16 protein-coding genes and 1 riboswitch are annotated in these 14,227 nt (G+C 33.0%); all 16 genes read right to left on the bottom strand.

The window, feature by feature from the left end; translation table 11 throughout:
* Positions 1-17 precede the first annotated feature (17 nt).
* The 16 genes from ACVQ8P_RS00965 to ACVQ8P_RS00890 all read right to left on the bottom strand — a co-directional run bounded on the left by ACVQ8P_RS00965 (position 18) and on the right by ACVQ8P_RS00890 (position 13,966).
* The gene (locus ACVQ8P_RS00965; protein ID WP_462296978.1) at positions 18-497 is read right to left on the bottom strand and encodes a GNAT family N-acetyltransferase; all 480 of its coding nucleotides are present in this window, start codon (positions 495-497) and stop codon (positions 18-20) included.
* Positions 498-581: 84 nt separating this feature from the next.
* Positions 582-1,841, bottom strand: a complete 1,260-nt coding sequence (locus ACVQ8P_RS00960; protein WP_462296977.1) for a tetratricopeptide repeat protein — start codon at positions 1,839-1,841, stop codon at positions 582-584.
* A 155-nt stretch (positions 1,842-1,996) separates the two neighbouring features.
* Positions 1,997-2,272: an HU family DNA-binding protein gene (locus ACVQ8P_RS00955; RefSeq protein WP_409022511.1), complete on the bottom strand. Its 276-nt coding sequence runs from the start codon at positions 2,270-2,272 to the stop codon at positions 1,997-1,999.
* Positions 2,273-2,473: 201 nt separating this feature from the next.
* Positions 2,474-3,784 carry a ribosome biogenesis GTPase Der gene (der, locus tag ACVQ8P_RS00950; RefSeq protein WP_462296976.1) on the bottom strand — a complete coding sequence of 437 codons (1,311 nt, stop codon included), beginning with the start codon at positions 3,782-3,784 and terminating at the stop codon, positions 2,474-2,476.
* Positions 3,785-3,872: 88 nt separating this feature from the next.
* The gene (gene rpsA / locus ACVQ8P_RS00945; RefSeq protein ID WP_462296975.1) at positions 3,873-5,117 is read right to left on the bottom strand and encodes a 30S ribosomal protein S1; all 1,245 of its coding nucleotides are present in this window, start codon (positions 5,115-5,117) and stop codon (positions 3,873-3,875) included.
* 98 nt (positions 5,118-5,215) lie between these two features.
* Complete coding sequence (gene cmk / locus ACVQ8P_RS00940) at positions 5,216-5,881, bottom strand: (d)CMP kinase (protein WP_462296974.1); 666 nt, start codon at positions 5,879-5,881, stop codon at positions 5,216-5,218.
* Positions 5,882-5,934: 53 nt separating this feature from the next.
* Complete coding sequence (locus ACVQ8P_RS00935) at positions 5,935-6,564, bottom strand: LysM peptidoglycan-binding domain-containing protein (RefSeq protein ID WP_462296973.1); 630 nt, start codon at positions 6,562-6,564, stop codon at positions 5,935-5,937.
* 57 nt (positions 6,565-6,621) lie between these two features.
* The gene (locus ACVQ8P_RS00930; RefSeq protein ID WP_462296972.1) at positions 6,622-8,073 is read right to left on the bottom strand and encodes a RecQ family ATP-dependent DNA helicase; all 1,452 of its coding nucleotides are present in this window, start codon (positions 8,071-8,073) and stop codon (positions 6,622-6,624) included.
* Positions 8,070-9,095: a helix-turn-helix domain-containing protein gene (locus ACVQ8P_RS00925; RefSeq protein ID WP_462296971.1), complete on the bottom strand. Its 1,026-nt coding sequence runs from the start codon at positions 9,093-9,095 to the stop codon at positions 8,070-8,072. Before ACVQ8P_RS00925 ends, ACVQ8P_RS00930 begins: the two co-directional genes overlap by 4 nt.
* Positions 9,096-9,165: 70 nt before the next feature.
* Positions 9,166-9,750: an ECF transporter S component gene (locus ACVQ8P_RS00920; RefSeq protein WP_462296970.1), complete on the bottom strand. Its 585-nt coding sequence runs from the start codon at positions 9,748-9,750 to the stop codon at positions 9,166-9,168.
* A 119-nt stretch (positions 9,751-9,869) separates the two neighbouring features.
* A riboswitch (FMN riboswitch) is annotated at positions 9,870-9,994 on the bottom strand.
* A gap of 51 nt (positions 9,995-10,045) precedes the next feature.
* Positions 10,046-10,777, bottom strand: coding sequence for a pseudouridine synthase (locus ACVQ8P_RS00915; RefSeq protein WP_462296969.1), 732 nt, complete (start codon positions 10,775-10,777; stop codon positions 10,046-10,048).
* A 1-nt stretch (position 10,778) separates the two neighbouring features.
* On the bottom strand, positions 10,779-11,366 hold the full coding sequence (gene scpB / locus ACVQ8P_RS00910) for an SMC-Scp complex subunit ScpB (RefSeq protein ID WP_462296968.1): 588 nt from the start codon (positions 11,364-11,366) through the stop codon (positions 10,779-10,781).
* Positions 11,367-11,383: 17 nt separating this feature from the next.
* Positions 11,384-12,160, bottom strand: coding sequence for a segregation and condensation protein A (locus ACVQ8P_RS00905; RefSeq protein WP_462296967.1), 777 nt, complete (start codon positions 12,158-12,160; stop codon positions 11,384-11,386).
* The gene (locus ACVQ8P_RS00900; protein ID WP_462296966.1) at positions 12,120-12,488 is read right to left on the bottom strand and encodes an N-acetyltransferase; all 369 of its coding nucleotides are present in this window, start codon (positions 12,486-12,488) and stop codon (positions 12,120-12,122) included. Before ACVQ8P_RS00900 ends, ACVQ8P_RS00905 begins: the two co-directional genes overlap by 41 nt.
* Before the next feature lie 88 nt (positions 12,489-12,576).
* A complete protein-coding gene (locus tag ACVQ8P_RS00895) occupies positions 12,577-13,038 on the bottom strand; it encodes a Fur family transcriptional regulator (protein WP_462297042.1) in 462 nt (153 codons plus the stop codon).
* Between the two features lie 13 nt (positions 13,039-13,051).
* Positions 13,052-13,966 carry a CvfB family protein gene (locus tag ACVQ8P_RS00890; protein ID WP_462296965.1) on the bottom strand — a complete coding sequence of 305 codons (915 nt, stop codon included), beginning with the start codon at positions 13,964-13,966 and terminating at the stop codon, positions 13,052-13,054.
* Positions 13,967-14,227: the final 261 nt, after the last annotated feature.

Raw genomic sequence — 14,227 nt, 5'->3', positions numbered from 1 at the left:
ACGTATTAAAAAAGGAATTAGGAAAATCCTAATTCCTTTTCAAAACATAAATTTTGGCCAATTTTTTCTACGAATCGATAATCATTTCTTTTGGCCACTTGTGCACTCTTTTTATTATTCAAGTTTAAAATTATTTTCAAATTTTTAATTTCATAATCTCTATGAGCCAATTCTTCAAGCATCCTCAACGCCACCGATACAGTCCCTTTCCCAACGGCGTCTTTATCTAGCCAATAGCCGACTTCAGCTGTTCTCTCTAAATAATTTATCTCATGTAAATCAATCATACCAATGATATCTCCACTGATTTTTATAACGAATGTTAATTTAGTTTTATCTTGAAGTGATTTACGTAAAAAATTAATTTCATCAGCACTAGATTTCATAAATTCTACCCAAGGAAGCCATTGGGTTAGTTCAAACCGACTATGAACAATTAAATTAAATATTTCATCACTATCTTCTAATTTTGGCGTAACTAAATGAATCTTTGCCATTTTAATCACTCCCTTCAACCAAATAGATACACTAAAAAAAGATAGCTCATACCCTTCATATTGGTATAACTATCTTTTTCTAATTTAATAATTTGCATCATTTTGAATGTCGATAATTTCTTGATCATCAGGAACAAGTGCTAAATAATGCTTGATTGCATCTTGTAATTCTTCTTGTCGCCCATTTTCTCTAAAGACAAATATAACAGATCTTAAAAAATCAGGTTGATTAGTAAAATATGGATAGGCTTCTAAATAATTTTCTTCAGCTTTTTCATAATCTTCAAGCCTTTCATACGAAATTGCCAAATTCCAAAATATTTGTGGATCCACATCGCCATCACTTTTTATATCTTCTAACAATTTTATATCTTCATCATCACGTTCTTGCTTAACTAATAAGTTACTTAATTGAAGTAATATTCCCGTATTATCCGGATTAACAGCAATTGCTTTATTCAAATATTTTTCTGCTTGCTTTTCATCATCCAATTTTAAGGCAACAACAGCTGCTTGTTCATATAACGTATCATTTACCTCATCAACTGCTAAACCTTCTTGGTAGACAAGTAACGCATCATTCAATCGATTCTCGCTTGTCAGTGCTTGCCCAAGAATTGGATATAGTGACGTGTATGAAGGATCTTCTTCTTTCAAATCATAAAGAATATCAATTGCTTTTTGTTGATCATTTAATTGTAAATACGTTAATCCCATTTGTAATTTAGTATCAGAATCCATATTTTCTAAATGAATCTGTTCCAAATAAGCCATTGCTCTTTCAAATTGACCACTATTTGCGTAACTAACGCCTAATCTTTGAACGAGGTTAACTTGCGAAAGCTCAGTTTGACCTGCCTTAATTAATTCAAGATAAAACCCAATTGCCTGACTAAACTGTTTCGTATTGAAATATAATTCACCTAAAGCAAATTGAATAACTTCCTCATCTGGTGCTAATTTATATGCCGTCAATAATTTATTTTCACTAACTTCAAACATACCTTGCGTTTGGTACAAATCAGCCGCAACCATAAGAGATTGTAGGTATGCATCTGAATCTTCATCAATTTCTGACAAATAATTAAGTGCCTCATCAGATTTGCCTTCACTAATCGCAATATCTGCTAAGAATGTTCTTAATGTGTCTTCTTCTGGATATTTTTCCAACAATCTTTCATAAGTACGCTTAGATTGCGCTAAGAAGCCTAAACTATACAGTTCTTCAGCCAAACTAAACAAGGTTGCATCATTATCTTTTCTCAATGCTTTAGCAAATTCTTTCATTGCTTCATCAATTTGGCCCTCGTCCAAATAGTCCAACATAATTTCTGAATGTGTCATTACATAACTTCCCTTCCTTAATTAAATCAATATGGATCAGTTTAATCTATCATGCAGACAATAGCCAGTAATCTCTTACCTGGCTATTGTCTATAAAATAAATTATAGAATGAAAAAGCTAGTACAAAATGAATTGTACTAGCTTTTTCTAAGTCTTATTTAACAGAATCCTTTAAAGCTTTACCTGGTTTAAATGCAGGTACTTTACTTGCAGGAATTTGAATTTCTTCACCTGTTTGTGGGTTACGACCTTTACGAGCAGCGCGTTCGCGTACTTCAAAGTTACCGAAACCGATTAATTGAACTTTTTCGCCTGTAGCTAACGTGCTTTGGATTGAACCAAATACAGCGTCAACTGCGACAGTAGCATCTTTTTTCGTCAATCCTGTTTCTTTTGCAACATTTTCGATTAATTGTGCTTTGTTTGCCATAATGTTTCACCTCCCCTAAAATATATCTGAATATCTAAAGAGATATTCAGCCGTTATTATTTTAACTAAATAATAATAACAGAACCAGAGATTACTCTACTAATTCTTTATTTAAGATACCATACAAAACGTATGACATCAAGGTATTTAGCCACTTTAGAAGAAAAAAAGATATAATGATAGCGTTTTATCAATTGGAATTTATTTTCTTCTTCTTTCAATGACATGAATTGGTGTTCCTTCAAAATCAAATGATGTTCTTATTTGATTTTCTAAGAAACGTTCATATGAAAAATGCATTAAATCAGTATCATTAACAAATACAACAAACGTAGGTGGTTGTATTGCTACCTGTGTTGCGTAGTAAATTCTTAATCGTTTACCATTATCCGTTGGTGTTGGATTATGAGCAACAGCATCCATGATGACATCATTCAAGACTGAAGATGTAATACGACGACTATGATTCTCATTCACATGTTTAATTAACGCTGGTATCTTAGTTAAACGTTGTTGTGTAATAGCTGACACGAAAATGATGGGCGCATAACTTAGATAAGCAAACTCTTGACGAATGTTTGCTTCAAAATCAGAAAGTGAATGATTATCTTTTTCAAGTGTATCCCATTTATTAACAACGATAATAATACCACGACCTGCTTCATGAGCATATCCAGCCACTCTCTTATCTTGTTCCCGAATACCTTCTTCAGCATTCAACACGACCAAGACAACATCAGAACGATCAATCGCCCGCATAGCACGTAGGACAGAATACTTTTCAGTATTTTCATAAACTTTCCCACGTTTTCTAATACCAGCCGTATCAATCATTGAGAACATATCGCCCTCTTCCGAATCGAAAGCTGTATCAATTGCATCACGCGTTGTCCCTTCGATAGGTGAAACAATGACTCGATTTTCACCTAATATCGCATTCACTAACGAAGATTTACCAACGTTAGGACGACCAATCAAACTAAATTTAATTCGACTATCATCTTCATCAGGAATATTCTCAGGGAATTTTTTTGTAATTTCATCCAACAAATCACCGACACCAAGTCCATGACTTCCAGAAAGTGGGAATGGTTCCCCAAATCCCAGTGAATAAAAATCAAAAATATCTTGTCGTGATTCTGGATTATCAACCTTATTAACGGCTAAAATTACCGGTTTATCAGAACGATATAAAATTTTAGCAACTTTTTCATCAGCATCAGTTACACCTTCTTTTACACTTACAAGAAAAACAATCACATCAGCTTCATCAATCGCAATTTGTGCTTGTTCAGTGATTTGTGTTAAAAAAGGTTCATCACCAATATCAATACCACCAGTATCAATTAAACTAAATTTCTGCGCTAACCACTCACTATGCGCATAAATACGATCTCGTGTAACACCGGGCGTATCTTCAACAATCGAAATTCGTTCACCCGCTATTCTATTAAAAACTGTAGACTTTCCAACATTAGGACGTCCAACAATTGCTACAACAGGATTTGCCATAGACGATAACCTCACTCTCTAAAAATCTTTTGTAATAATAAAAACGACTGAACCACAGTTCAGTCGTTACTTAAAAATAATATTTTAATTATTTGTTAGTATCTGCATCTTCTAATGCCTTACCTAAAATATCACCAAGTGTGAAACCAGTACTTTCTTCTGGCATACCACTCATTGTTGATTTAGAAGCTTTAGCTTTTGGTGCAGCTTTTTTAACTGTTTTTTTCTTTTCTGGTTTTTCTTCTGTTGCTGGTTTTTCTTCAAGTGCTTTAATTGATAAAGCTAAACGATGTTCTGCTGGATGTACTTCAAGGACTTTAACTTGAACGGCTTGACCAGTTTTTAGAACTTCACCTGGTGTTGCAATATGTGTGTAAGAAATTTGTGAAATATGAACTAATCCTTCAATTCCAGGCATAACTTCAACAAATGCACCAAATGTCGTCAAACGTTTAACAGTACCATCTAAGACGTCATCAACATGAATATCGTTTTCAACATTATCCCATGGTTGAGGTAATGTTTGTTTGATTGACAATGAGATACGGTTCTTATCTAAATCAATTGCCAATACTTTAACTTTAACTTCTTCGCCAACTGATAAAACATCTTCAGCTTTAGAAATACGGTTGTATGAAATTTCTGAAATATGAACAAGTCCATCAATGCCACCAAGGTCAACGAATGCACCAAAGTTTGTTAGACGAGCAACTGTTCCTGTTACAATTTCACCAACTGTTAATGTTTTAAGTGTTTCAGCTTTTTGAGCATCTCTTTGAGCTTTAACAATAGCTTTATGTGACAAGATTAATCTATTTTCAGTTGGATCAATTTCAATAATCTTGAAATCTAATGTTTGATGATTGTATTTTGATAAATCTTCAACAAAACGATCATCAATCATTGAAGCAGGTACGAAACCACGGACACCAGCATCAGCAACTAATCCACCTTTAACAACTTGTGTAACTGTTGCTTCAATTGTAGCATCGTCATCAGCCAATTTTTGTAAGTCATTCCAAACTTCACGTTCAGCAATTCTTCTTTGTGATAGTAAGTAACTACCACCTTCCTTATCTCCACCAATACTTGAGATAACGACTAAATCCATAACGTCACCAATTTTGACAACGTCTTCTGTTTCTTCGCCAGCTTTAAGTGCTAGTTCTTTTGCTGGAACGACACCTTCAACACCGGCGCCTTCAATACCAACAATGACTTGTTTAGCATCATCAATCGCTAAAACTTCACCTTTTATAACAGAACCAACCTTAACTTCAATTACACTATTTAGTGCTTCTAGTAAATCATTATTTTCTTCAATATTACTCATGGACAATGTCCTCCTTAGCGAATAAACTCTATTTATTATTTTAGCTGAAATGAAGAGTAATTACTAGTGCTAATACTCAACTTTCATATTTTATTTCATTATTTGTTGATTATTTCCATTATTTTTTGTACAACAGCCTCAATATCCATTGAAGTTGTATCTACAAGTATAGCATCTTTAGCTTGAACAAGTGGCGAAATTTCACGAGTAGAGTCTTTTCGATCTCGTTCAGCTATTTCAAATTCTAGGACATCAAGTGTTGTATCAATACCTTTAACTTGATTTTCTTTAAATCGACGAAGTGCTCGCTCTTTAACACTAGCAATTAAAAAAATCTTAACTTCAGCATTTGGTAAGACAGTTGTCCCAATATCACGGCCATCCATAACGATAGAACCATTTTCAGCGATTTCTTGTTGCCTTTTCACCAGTTCTTGCCGGACACCTTCTTGCGCAGCAACTGTTGAAACATTATTTGTCACCTCAGGTTGGCGAATAGCTTGTGTAATATCTTGATCATTTATAAAAACCAATTGTTCCGGATCAGCTGGTTTAAAAGTGATTGTTGTCTCTTTTAATAAACGAACTAATCTATCATCATTATCAAGCGCAATCTTCTTTGACATCGCTTCAAAAGTAATTGCTCGATACATTGCCCCTGTATCACAATAGACATAGTTTAATTTTTTGGCAACCAATTTAGCAACAGTACTTTTCCCTGCTGATGCTGGGCCATCGATTGCAACTTGAATATTATTTTTCATCTGGCTAATTCCTCCATAAAAATATGGATTGATATTTAATCAATCCATATCTATTATTTAACTCTTAATTTTTGTCCTGCAGTAATTGCTGAATCAGCAGTTAAGCCAGGATTCAATTGCAAAAGGCCACTTACACTTAAACCATTATTTACCGCAACACGATATAACCCTTGTCCTGCTTCAACAGTCACATATGATTTTGAAGATGTGCTTGAAGAACTTGCTGAACTTGTACTAGATGCAGATTCAGAAATTGCTTTAGCTTTCGATTCTTCCTTTGCTTTTGATTCAGCTTTTACCTTTGCTCTTGATTCTGAGCTAGCCTTAGCCTTTGATTCAGAACTTACTTTGGCTTTCGATTCTGATTTGGCTTTGGAATTAGAATTAGATTTAGATTTGGAACTTGTTACATTATCCGTCTTAGTTACTGTCTTCTTGCTTGAAGAACGCTCACTAGTTGTTGCATCTGATGGTTGATAAACTTTATTACTTTCAACAATATAAAACCCAATTGTTCCGATAATAATAGCAACAAAAACAACTAGTAACCCCGTAGTTAATAACGAACTATTCTTACTTTTGCGCCTATTTGCTGATCGAGAATAATTCCCATCATCGTCTCTATCATCTTCAAACGACTTTTCCCAAGGCTTTTTCTCTGAATTATCTTTTTTATCACTCAATTTTCAATCCTCCTAAAAACAATTATCATTATTTTACCATAACAATCCAAATTATTCTCAAGATAATTGAAACAATTTAGAAATAATCGTATCTGTTGCTTGAATTAGTCGTTTATTATCAATTTTATCGTTCTTTTTTTCTAATCCAATTTGCTGAAGGATAGACTCATTAAAAATGATTGAGCAACACGCTTCATTGTGTGCCACTACTTTTGATTCTCCAAAATGCTTCAAAATTTGTTGCTTTCGACATTGGCTAGAATCAATAAACGTTACCATATCTTGCAATCCTAGTTCTTTTTCCATTTTTCTTTGTTTAAAAAGCAATTGGACTTTTTCAACTGAATCGTGATTTTCATAATAATAATCCAACAGTTTACCTTTTTCTTCCCCAAGCCCTACTAATTCTTTATGTTTTTTAAAATAAGTTCTAATAAAATCAGTATCTGGAATTGTTAAATCAATCAACCCTCTTTGCAAGAACAGATCATTAGCCTGTGAAAAAATAATTGCTATACTTTGCTGACCATCTCGGCCGGCTCGACCAAACTCCTGAACGTAGCTTTCAAAATCAGCAGGCATATGATAATGGATGACATATCTAATATCCTTTTTATTGATACCCATACCAAAAGCACTTGTCGCACAGATAACATCAATTTGATTCGTCATAAACTGCTGCTGTACCGTATATCTCGCCATATCTGTCAAATCTGCATGATAAGGTTCTGATTTTAATCCAGTTTGTTTATTTATCAAGTCAGATATTTCATTAGCTTTCTTCTTACTTGAAAAATAAACAATACCAACACCCTCGATTTTATTTAATAATTGTATTAATTGCTCATTTTTTTCAAGCTCATTAGCCACTTTTATGACACTTAAAAAAATATTATCTCGATTAACCGACTTAATAACTTTATAAAAATGCCGATTTGCTGTTTTTAATTGTCCCACAATATCATCTTGAATTTGTGGGGTAGCCGTGGCTGTCAGCGCTAATACGCGAGGTGAACCAAGTTCAGTAATCGCATGATTCAAATTTAAATAATCAGGTCTAAAATCGGGTCCCCAAGTTGAAATACAATGCGCTTCATCCACGACGAACAAAGAAACATCAATCTTTTTAAGCACATTTATAATCTCAGTTTGACTTAACATTTCAGGAGATAAATACACAAACTTATAAGATTGAATATTTTTTAACACGTATTTTTTTTCAGAATAACTCAATAGCGATGTTAGGCCAATAGCCGTCTCATTACCGCGAAAATTAAATTGACTGACTTGATCCTGAATTAATGATAATAATGGCGAGACAATAACCGTTGTTCCATTCATAAGATACCCAGCTAATTGATAACATAATGATTTTCCAGTCCCCGTAGGCAATATTGATAATGTATCTTGCCCTGAGAGAATTGTTTCAATTGTTTCTTCCTGACCCATCATAAACGAATCAAATCCAAAATATTCAGTTAATTTTTCTTTTAAGTTAATTTTGGTCATTCTGTTTTGCTCCTATAAATTTGATACAAACGATAATTAAAAAAAGTCATATCAGGTAACTGATTTTGTATTTTTTGAAAAGGTAATCGGTCAATATTTTTTCCCATTACCTCAGTTAAATCATCACTTATTTTTTTAGTTAAAAAAATATCGAACGGAAATACATCGCTAAGCATCGCTAGTTCAAGCAAATGCTCATTAATTGTACTTTTTTTTAAATTTCTTCTTCTAGCAATATCATCAATAGATAACCCCATATCAACTAATCTCATCGTATCTTTTGCACTTTCAGAAATAATTCCCGTTTTACGAACCAGTTGTACCAACTCTTTAAATACACTTTGTTTCTGTTGCTCAACCCAACTCGCAAAAAAGTTCATTGTATCTCGATAAATTAATTGAATCTCTATTTCTGAAAGCTCCAACTCAATCGCCAATTGTTGATCAGTTAATCCATTAAGTTGGTGTCCTATTAATTTATTCATAAAAATTAATTCAGCATTCACATCGATTTTCTGAATAAACAAATGTAATTCTGAATTAACTTGCTCAGCTAACTTTTTTTTGTCATTCTTTGAAAACCATTTTTTAATATTAAATTTAGTTAATTCAGATGTCACTATTGGATAATAATGTCGGTTAGCAAAACTAAGTTCAGACACAACTTGAATTGCTAAAATACAAGTTTCTGTCCATTCTTTAAATTTATATTGACTCATTAATTCAGGAAATTTAATTTGATATAACTCTCGTGTTAATTTTTTTTGTCGATTTACGCCTTGTACTGTTAACCAGACCTGCCCATCACTTTCTTCAAGAAAGTGATTTTGTTGTAATTTAGACAGACCTACTCGAAATCGTTCATTTGAAAATCGAGGTGCCATACCAAAATAATCTAATAATCCGTAACGCATACCCCAATATATGTTGGAGACTGTATTACGACCTATGATGATGCTATAAATCACGTTAGATCGTCGACGTTCTTTTTGAAACATCTGTAAAAGATAATCTTCAATCATAAATTTCCACCCTTTTAAACCAAAATGAGGAAGAATCCTTTAAGAATTCTTCCTCATCATTATACTATACTTATTTATATTTTTTATTATTTACCTGAACCCATTCATACATTCTGCGATATAAAATACTGAATAACCCAACGACTAAAATACCTTTTATGATGTTAAAAGGAACAATCCCAAGAATTACGTATTTAGATACTGACATGCCTATATTCATACCAATAACATTTAAATACACTGGTAAAATCACGAAATAATTCGCGATAGACAACGCAGCGGTTAAAACCAGCGTACTTATCAAGATAGCCAGAATACTCTTACCAATTGTCGGTTTAGCGCTGTTACGCCCCTTAAGAATATAATAGGTTGGAAAAGAAACTGCCATTGATGCCAAAAAATTAGTTCCAACACCTATCAAACTAGCAATATCCGTTCCAGTTGAAACAAGATATAATAATGAACGAACCACGGCAACCATCGTACCACCTAAAGGACCTAAAATAAAAAATCCAATTAAAATAGGTAAATCACTAAAATCGATTTTTAAATACGGAATTAATGGAATTACCGGAAAAGAAAAAAACATTAATACATACGAAATTGCAGCCAAAAATGCTGTAATCACAACTCTAAAAATTGATGATTGTTTCATGCTAGAGAACCCCCTGGAAGGCCATCTTCAATGAAGAACCTTTTAAATAAATAAAAAAATGAACACTATTAATCAACAAAGATTAACAGAGTTCATTTGAAATTACTTACTCAAATAAGCCCTATCTTCTTTATCCAGACTTTAACTGTCGATACTGGAATTTCACCAGTCCAGCCACATATATCATGTGGGTCGCGGACTATAACCGCCGGTCGGGAATTTCACCCTGCCCCTGAAGACGAACCAAATATTTTATTACGTTATTGAATATAACATATGCAAAAATGAGTTACAACTATTTACGATCAGCGATACTCTTCAATGCATGAACCTCTTCTTCAGATAGTTCACGATATTGACTTGAAGTTAAGCCATATAAATCTAAGAAACCATAAGTTTCACGTTTTAATTTTTCAACGGGATGACCAACCTCTGCTAACATATTCTTAACTTGATGATTTCGACCTTCATGAATTGTTAAAGAAATGATTGCCTTTTGCTTATTTTTATCTGCAGAAATAATTTTTGAGTGAGCGGGTGCCGTTTTTTTACCATCAATAACAATGCCTTGACGTAAAGCTTTTAAATCATCATTTGATGGAATACCATTCACTTTTGCAACATAAGTCTTATCTATTTTATATTTTGGATGAGTCATTTTATTAGCTAATTCACCATCATTTGTCATTAACAATAATCCAGAAGTATCATAGTCCAATCGGCCAACAGGATAAATTCTTTCTCTTACACCTGGAAAATAATCTGTCACAACCTTACGATCTTTATCATCTTTAACCGCTGAGATAACCCCTCTTGGTTTATAGAACAAATAATATACTAATGGCTCTTCATTCAGGCGAATCCCATCAACTTCAATTTTATCTTCACTTGTCACCTTGATACCTAACTCATCTGCAACTTTACCATTTACTTTGACGTGACCTTCTGAAATCATTTTTTCAGATTGTCTTCTCGATGCAACACCTGCTTGTGCCATAACTTTTTGTAATCTTTCTGCCTCTGCCATATTATTCCTCATCTTCTTGTAATTTTTCGTTAAAACTATCCCAAAACAGCTGACCCACTTCCACATTAAACTTCTGATTTTCATCAATTTCTGGAAGTTCTTTAAGGCTTGTCAATCCAAAATAGTTTAGAAATTGTATTGTTGTTTTATATAAAATAGGTCTCCCTGGTACATCAAGACGCCCACTTTCACTAACTAAATTTAGGGCAACCAACTTTTGCAATGATCCCGAACTCTGAACGCCTCGAATATCATCAACTATAAGTCGTGTCACAGGTTGCTTATAAGCAATAATAGCTAGTGTTTCTAGTGCTGCAGCAGAAAGTCTCCTTGAATTAGGATTATCAAAATAATCTTTGATTAAATTAGCCAAATCTTTTTTTGTCACTAATTGATAAAAATCATTATATTGAATTAATTCTAATCCAGAATCGACATCATTTATATATTTAATCGCTAATTTTTCGAGTTGCTCTTTAACTGCTGATTTCATTAAACCAGTCAATCTGGCTATTTCTGATAAAGATATGCCTTGATCCCCACTTACAAATAAAAGTCCTTCAATATTTGCTAAATGACTCACTTTCATACCTCCCTAATACAAACCTATGGTTCAATTTTTAAAATTTGAATATTCTCATGACTATTAACTTGTTTTAATTCAATCTGATTCAGTTTTGAAAGCTCTAATATCGCCAAAAAAGTAATAACAATTTCATCAACCCTCATTGAATCTTCGAAAAGATCATCAAATGTTAATCTACCAATCGAATTTGTCACAATTCGTTCAATTTCTAAGATTTTATCAGTAAGTGAAAATTGTTGTACATTAATTTTCTTTTCAACTGACTGCTGATTAACTTGTTTCACAAGGACCCTTTTAAAAGCATTCTGAAGTGATTCTAAATCCAAGCCAGGAATATCAAGTTGCTGATTAACAAAATCATTTTTAGGAACACGACTCTGTTCTTTAGAAAAATAATTTGCTCGATTACTTGCTTTGACACCCAACTCACCAGCTGCATCTTTAAAAATTTGATAATCAATTAATTGCTTAACTAAGTCAGATCTCGGATCAATTTGTATTTCTTCTATCTCGGAAACCTCAACTGGTAATAACATTTGACTTTTAATTTTCATTAAAGTTGATGCCATTACTAAATATTGACCAATCACCTCTAAAGACATCTTTTCAGCATGATTAATAATTGATAAATAATAATCTGTTATTTCCGAAATTTGAATATCATAAATATCCATCTCAGAATCCTTAATTAAATGTAACAACAAATCAAGTGGTCCTTCGAATGAAGCTAACTTAAGTGTGACATCACTAATTGCTTCAATATTTTGGCTCATTTTTTTGTATTTCCCATTTTTCAATTAATTTTGTTGTATCAATTGTGCCCATAATTTTCTTATCAGGATATAGCGCTAAAACAGCGTCTAAAATTAAAAAACTAACTTTTTTATGTCTTTCATCTGGACTCAATGAAATAGCACGCACTACCACAACATTACCATCATTTTCAATACCCACTATGCCAGTGAAATTACCATCTGCATTTTTCCAAAGATATAAGACACGAGTATCTGAATCTTGATAACCGCTAATTGCCGAATTAATTCTAGTAACATCTTTCAAATCAGGAATGAATGACAACAAGCCCATCGCAATTTTTTCATAATCATTCTTATACTTAATAAGCATTAGCGTTCTCCTCTATACACGACATTTTTACGGCATCTATTATCATTCGAATCTTAGAAATTGATAATAGTTATGTCAAATCCGTGGTTTATTCTTTTGATTTTCTCTGACAATTCATACAGATTCCATGAAAAGTTAACCTATGATCCGTCACTAAAAAATGAAATTGTTGCGTAACCAATCTTTCAACATCCTCTAATAAATCTTCATGAATTTCTTCAATTGAACCACATTGCGTACACAAAAGATGATGATGAAAATGTTGTTTATCATTTATTGTTAAATCATATCTAGCCATACCATCTTCAAAAGCTATTTTATCAATGATATTTAATTCGACCAATACATCTAACGTTCGATAGACTGTTGCTAATCCAATCTCAGATGATACTTTTTTAACCAAAACAAAAATTTCTTCTGGGCTAAGATGTTCATTCGAATGTTCAAAAATAACAGATATAATAGCCTGACGCTGAGGTGTCAATTTAAAGTTAGACTGGTGAATTTTATTTTCAATTAATTTAATTTGTTGTGCCTTATCCACCAGAATCCCTCGCTATCTATTAATTATCTATATCGTCAACTGATTCCTCAGCCTTATCTTCAAGTTCCTCAGGCATTTTTATTAAAATAAGTTCGCCATCTTCTTGTTTAACATAACGTCCCTTTAATAAATGACCAACTGCTCTTTTAAATTGACCTTTACTAATACCAAAATATTCTTTAATATCGTCTGGATTACTCTTATCAGTAAAGGGCAATTTTTGTTCATCATTATGGCTTAACGCAGCAACTAACATTGCTGCATCGTCACTAATTGCTTCATACGCGCGTGGCTTAATAGATAAATTAATTGTCCCATCCGTTCTAATCCCAATTACTCGGCCATCTAACACTTGCCCTAATCGAGGTTCATTAAAACGTTCAGATGGATGAATAAATCCTAGATAATCATCATCAGTAATGACAAATGTCCCAATCATTTTTAAACGAATAACTGTAAATGTCATATTTTGATTTTTTAATGAATCATCAGGTTTTTTAGCAATTTCACGGAACATCTCTTCATCCGCAACATCACCCCAAATACGATCCTTAGAATCAATTTTAAGTCCGACCATTAATCGATCCCCAGCCTTTGGCCAAAGTGATCGCATTTCTGGTAAATCATCTAACGATACGACTACATCTTTATCTGGTAACCCAATATCAACGAAAACACCTAAATCTCTTCTGACTTTGACAACGTCACCAAAAGCATATTGATCAATACCAGCTCTAGGAATCGTTGTTGATAAACTTAAATCATGGTCTTCATTCTCATAAACAAATCCTTTGACCATCGACCCATTTGTTAATTGACTATTTTTTTCGTCTTTTAATAAATGCATTGTCATACCATCTTTTTGTACTAAAAACTCTGTATCATTCTCATCAGTTACCATTGCAGTTACTACTTGTCCCATTATTGAGCTCATTTATTTCTCCATTTCAAAAAACAACATTATTTATTTTATATCTAACTTATCCGCGCTTGTAAAATTATCATATACTTATATTTTACCTGATATTAGGTTTAATAGCCACTTGAATAGAAATATCGTGTAATAAAGGCTCTACAATATTTGTTGTTGGTGATAGAAAATCTATCACTGGCGGCAATTTTTTTATATAATAATACAAAAAAGGGAACTTCGTTTCCTTTAATGGCCAGCCAGCCCAAAAGAAAGAGGTTCCCT

The organism is Dellaglioa sp. BT-FLS60 (genome assembly GCF_054941065.1).
This window is presented reverse-complemented; position numbering and strand designations above follow the sequence as displayed.

What these genes read in the sequence shown, in the direction of transcription:
- ACVQ8P_RS00925 (WP_462296971.1), bottom strand. Translation starts at nt 9,095, where the DNA reads ATGATTGAAGATTATCTTTTACAGATGTTTCAAAAAGAACGTCGACGA.
- ACVQ8P_RS00955 (WP_409022511.1), bottom strand. Translation starts at nt 2,272, where the DNA reads ATGGCAAACAAAGCACAATTAATCGAAAATGTTGCAAAAGAAACAGGA.
- ACVQ8P_RS00960 (WP_462296977.1), bottom strand. Translation starts at nt 1,841, where the DNA reads ATGACACATTCAGAAATTATGTTGGACTATTTGGACGAGGGCCAAATT.
- ACVQ8P_RS00920 (WP_462296970.1), bottom strand. Translation starts at nt 9,750, where the DNA reads ATGAAACAATCATCAATTTTTAGAGTTGTGATTACAGCATTTTTGGCT.
- ACVQ8P_RS00900 (WP_462296966.1), bottom strand. Translation starts at nt 12,488, where the DNA reads ATGCTTATTAAGTATAAGAATGATTATGAAAAAATTGCGATGGGCTTG.
- ACVQ8P_RS00965 (WP_462296978.1), bottom strand. Translation starts at nt 497, where the DNA reads ATGGCAAAGATTCATTTAGTTACGCCAAAATTAGAAGATAGTGATGAA.
- cmk (WP_462296974.1), bottom strand. Translation starts at nt 5,881, where the DNA reads ATGAAAAATAATATTCAAGTTGCAATCGATGGCCCAGCATCAGCAGGG.
- ACVQ8P_RS00890 (WP_462296965.1), bottom strand. Translation starts at nt 13,966, where the DNA reads ATGAGCTCAATAATGGGACAAGTAGTAACTGCAATGGTAACTGATGAG.
- scpB (WP_462296968.1), bottom strand. Translation starts at nt 11,366, where the DNA reads ATGAAAGTGAGTCATTTAGCAAATATTGAAGGACTTTTATTTGTAAGT.
- ACVQ8P_RS00915 (WP_462296969.1), bottom strand. Translation starts at nt 10,777, where the DNA reads ATGGCAGAGGCAGAAAGATTACAAAAAGTTATGGCACAAGCAGGTGTT.
- der (WP_462296976.1), bottom strand. Translation starts at nt 3,784, where the DNA reads ATGGCAAATCCTGTTGTAGCAATTGTTGGACGTCCTAATGTTGGAAAG.
- ACVQ8P_RS00930 (WP_462296972.1), bottom strand. Translation starts at nt 8,073, where the DNA reads ATGACCAAAATTAACTTAAAAGAAAAATTAACTGAATATTTTGGATTT.
- rpsA (WP_462296975.1), bottom strand. Translation starts at nt 5,117, where the DNA reads ATGAGTAATATTGAAGAAAATAATGATTTACTAGAAGCACTAAATAGT.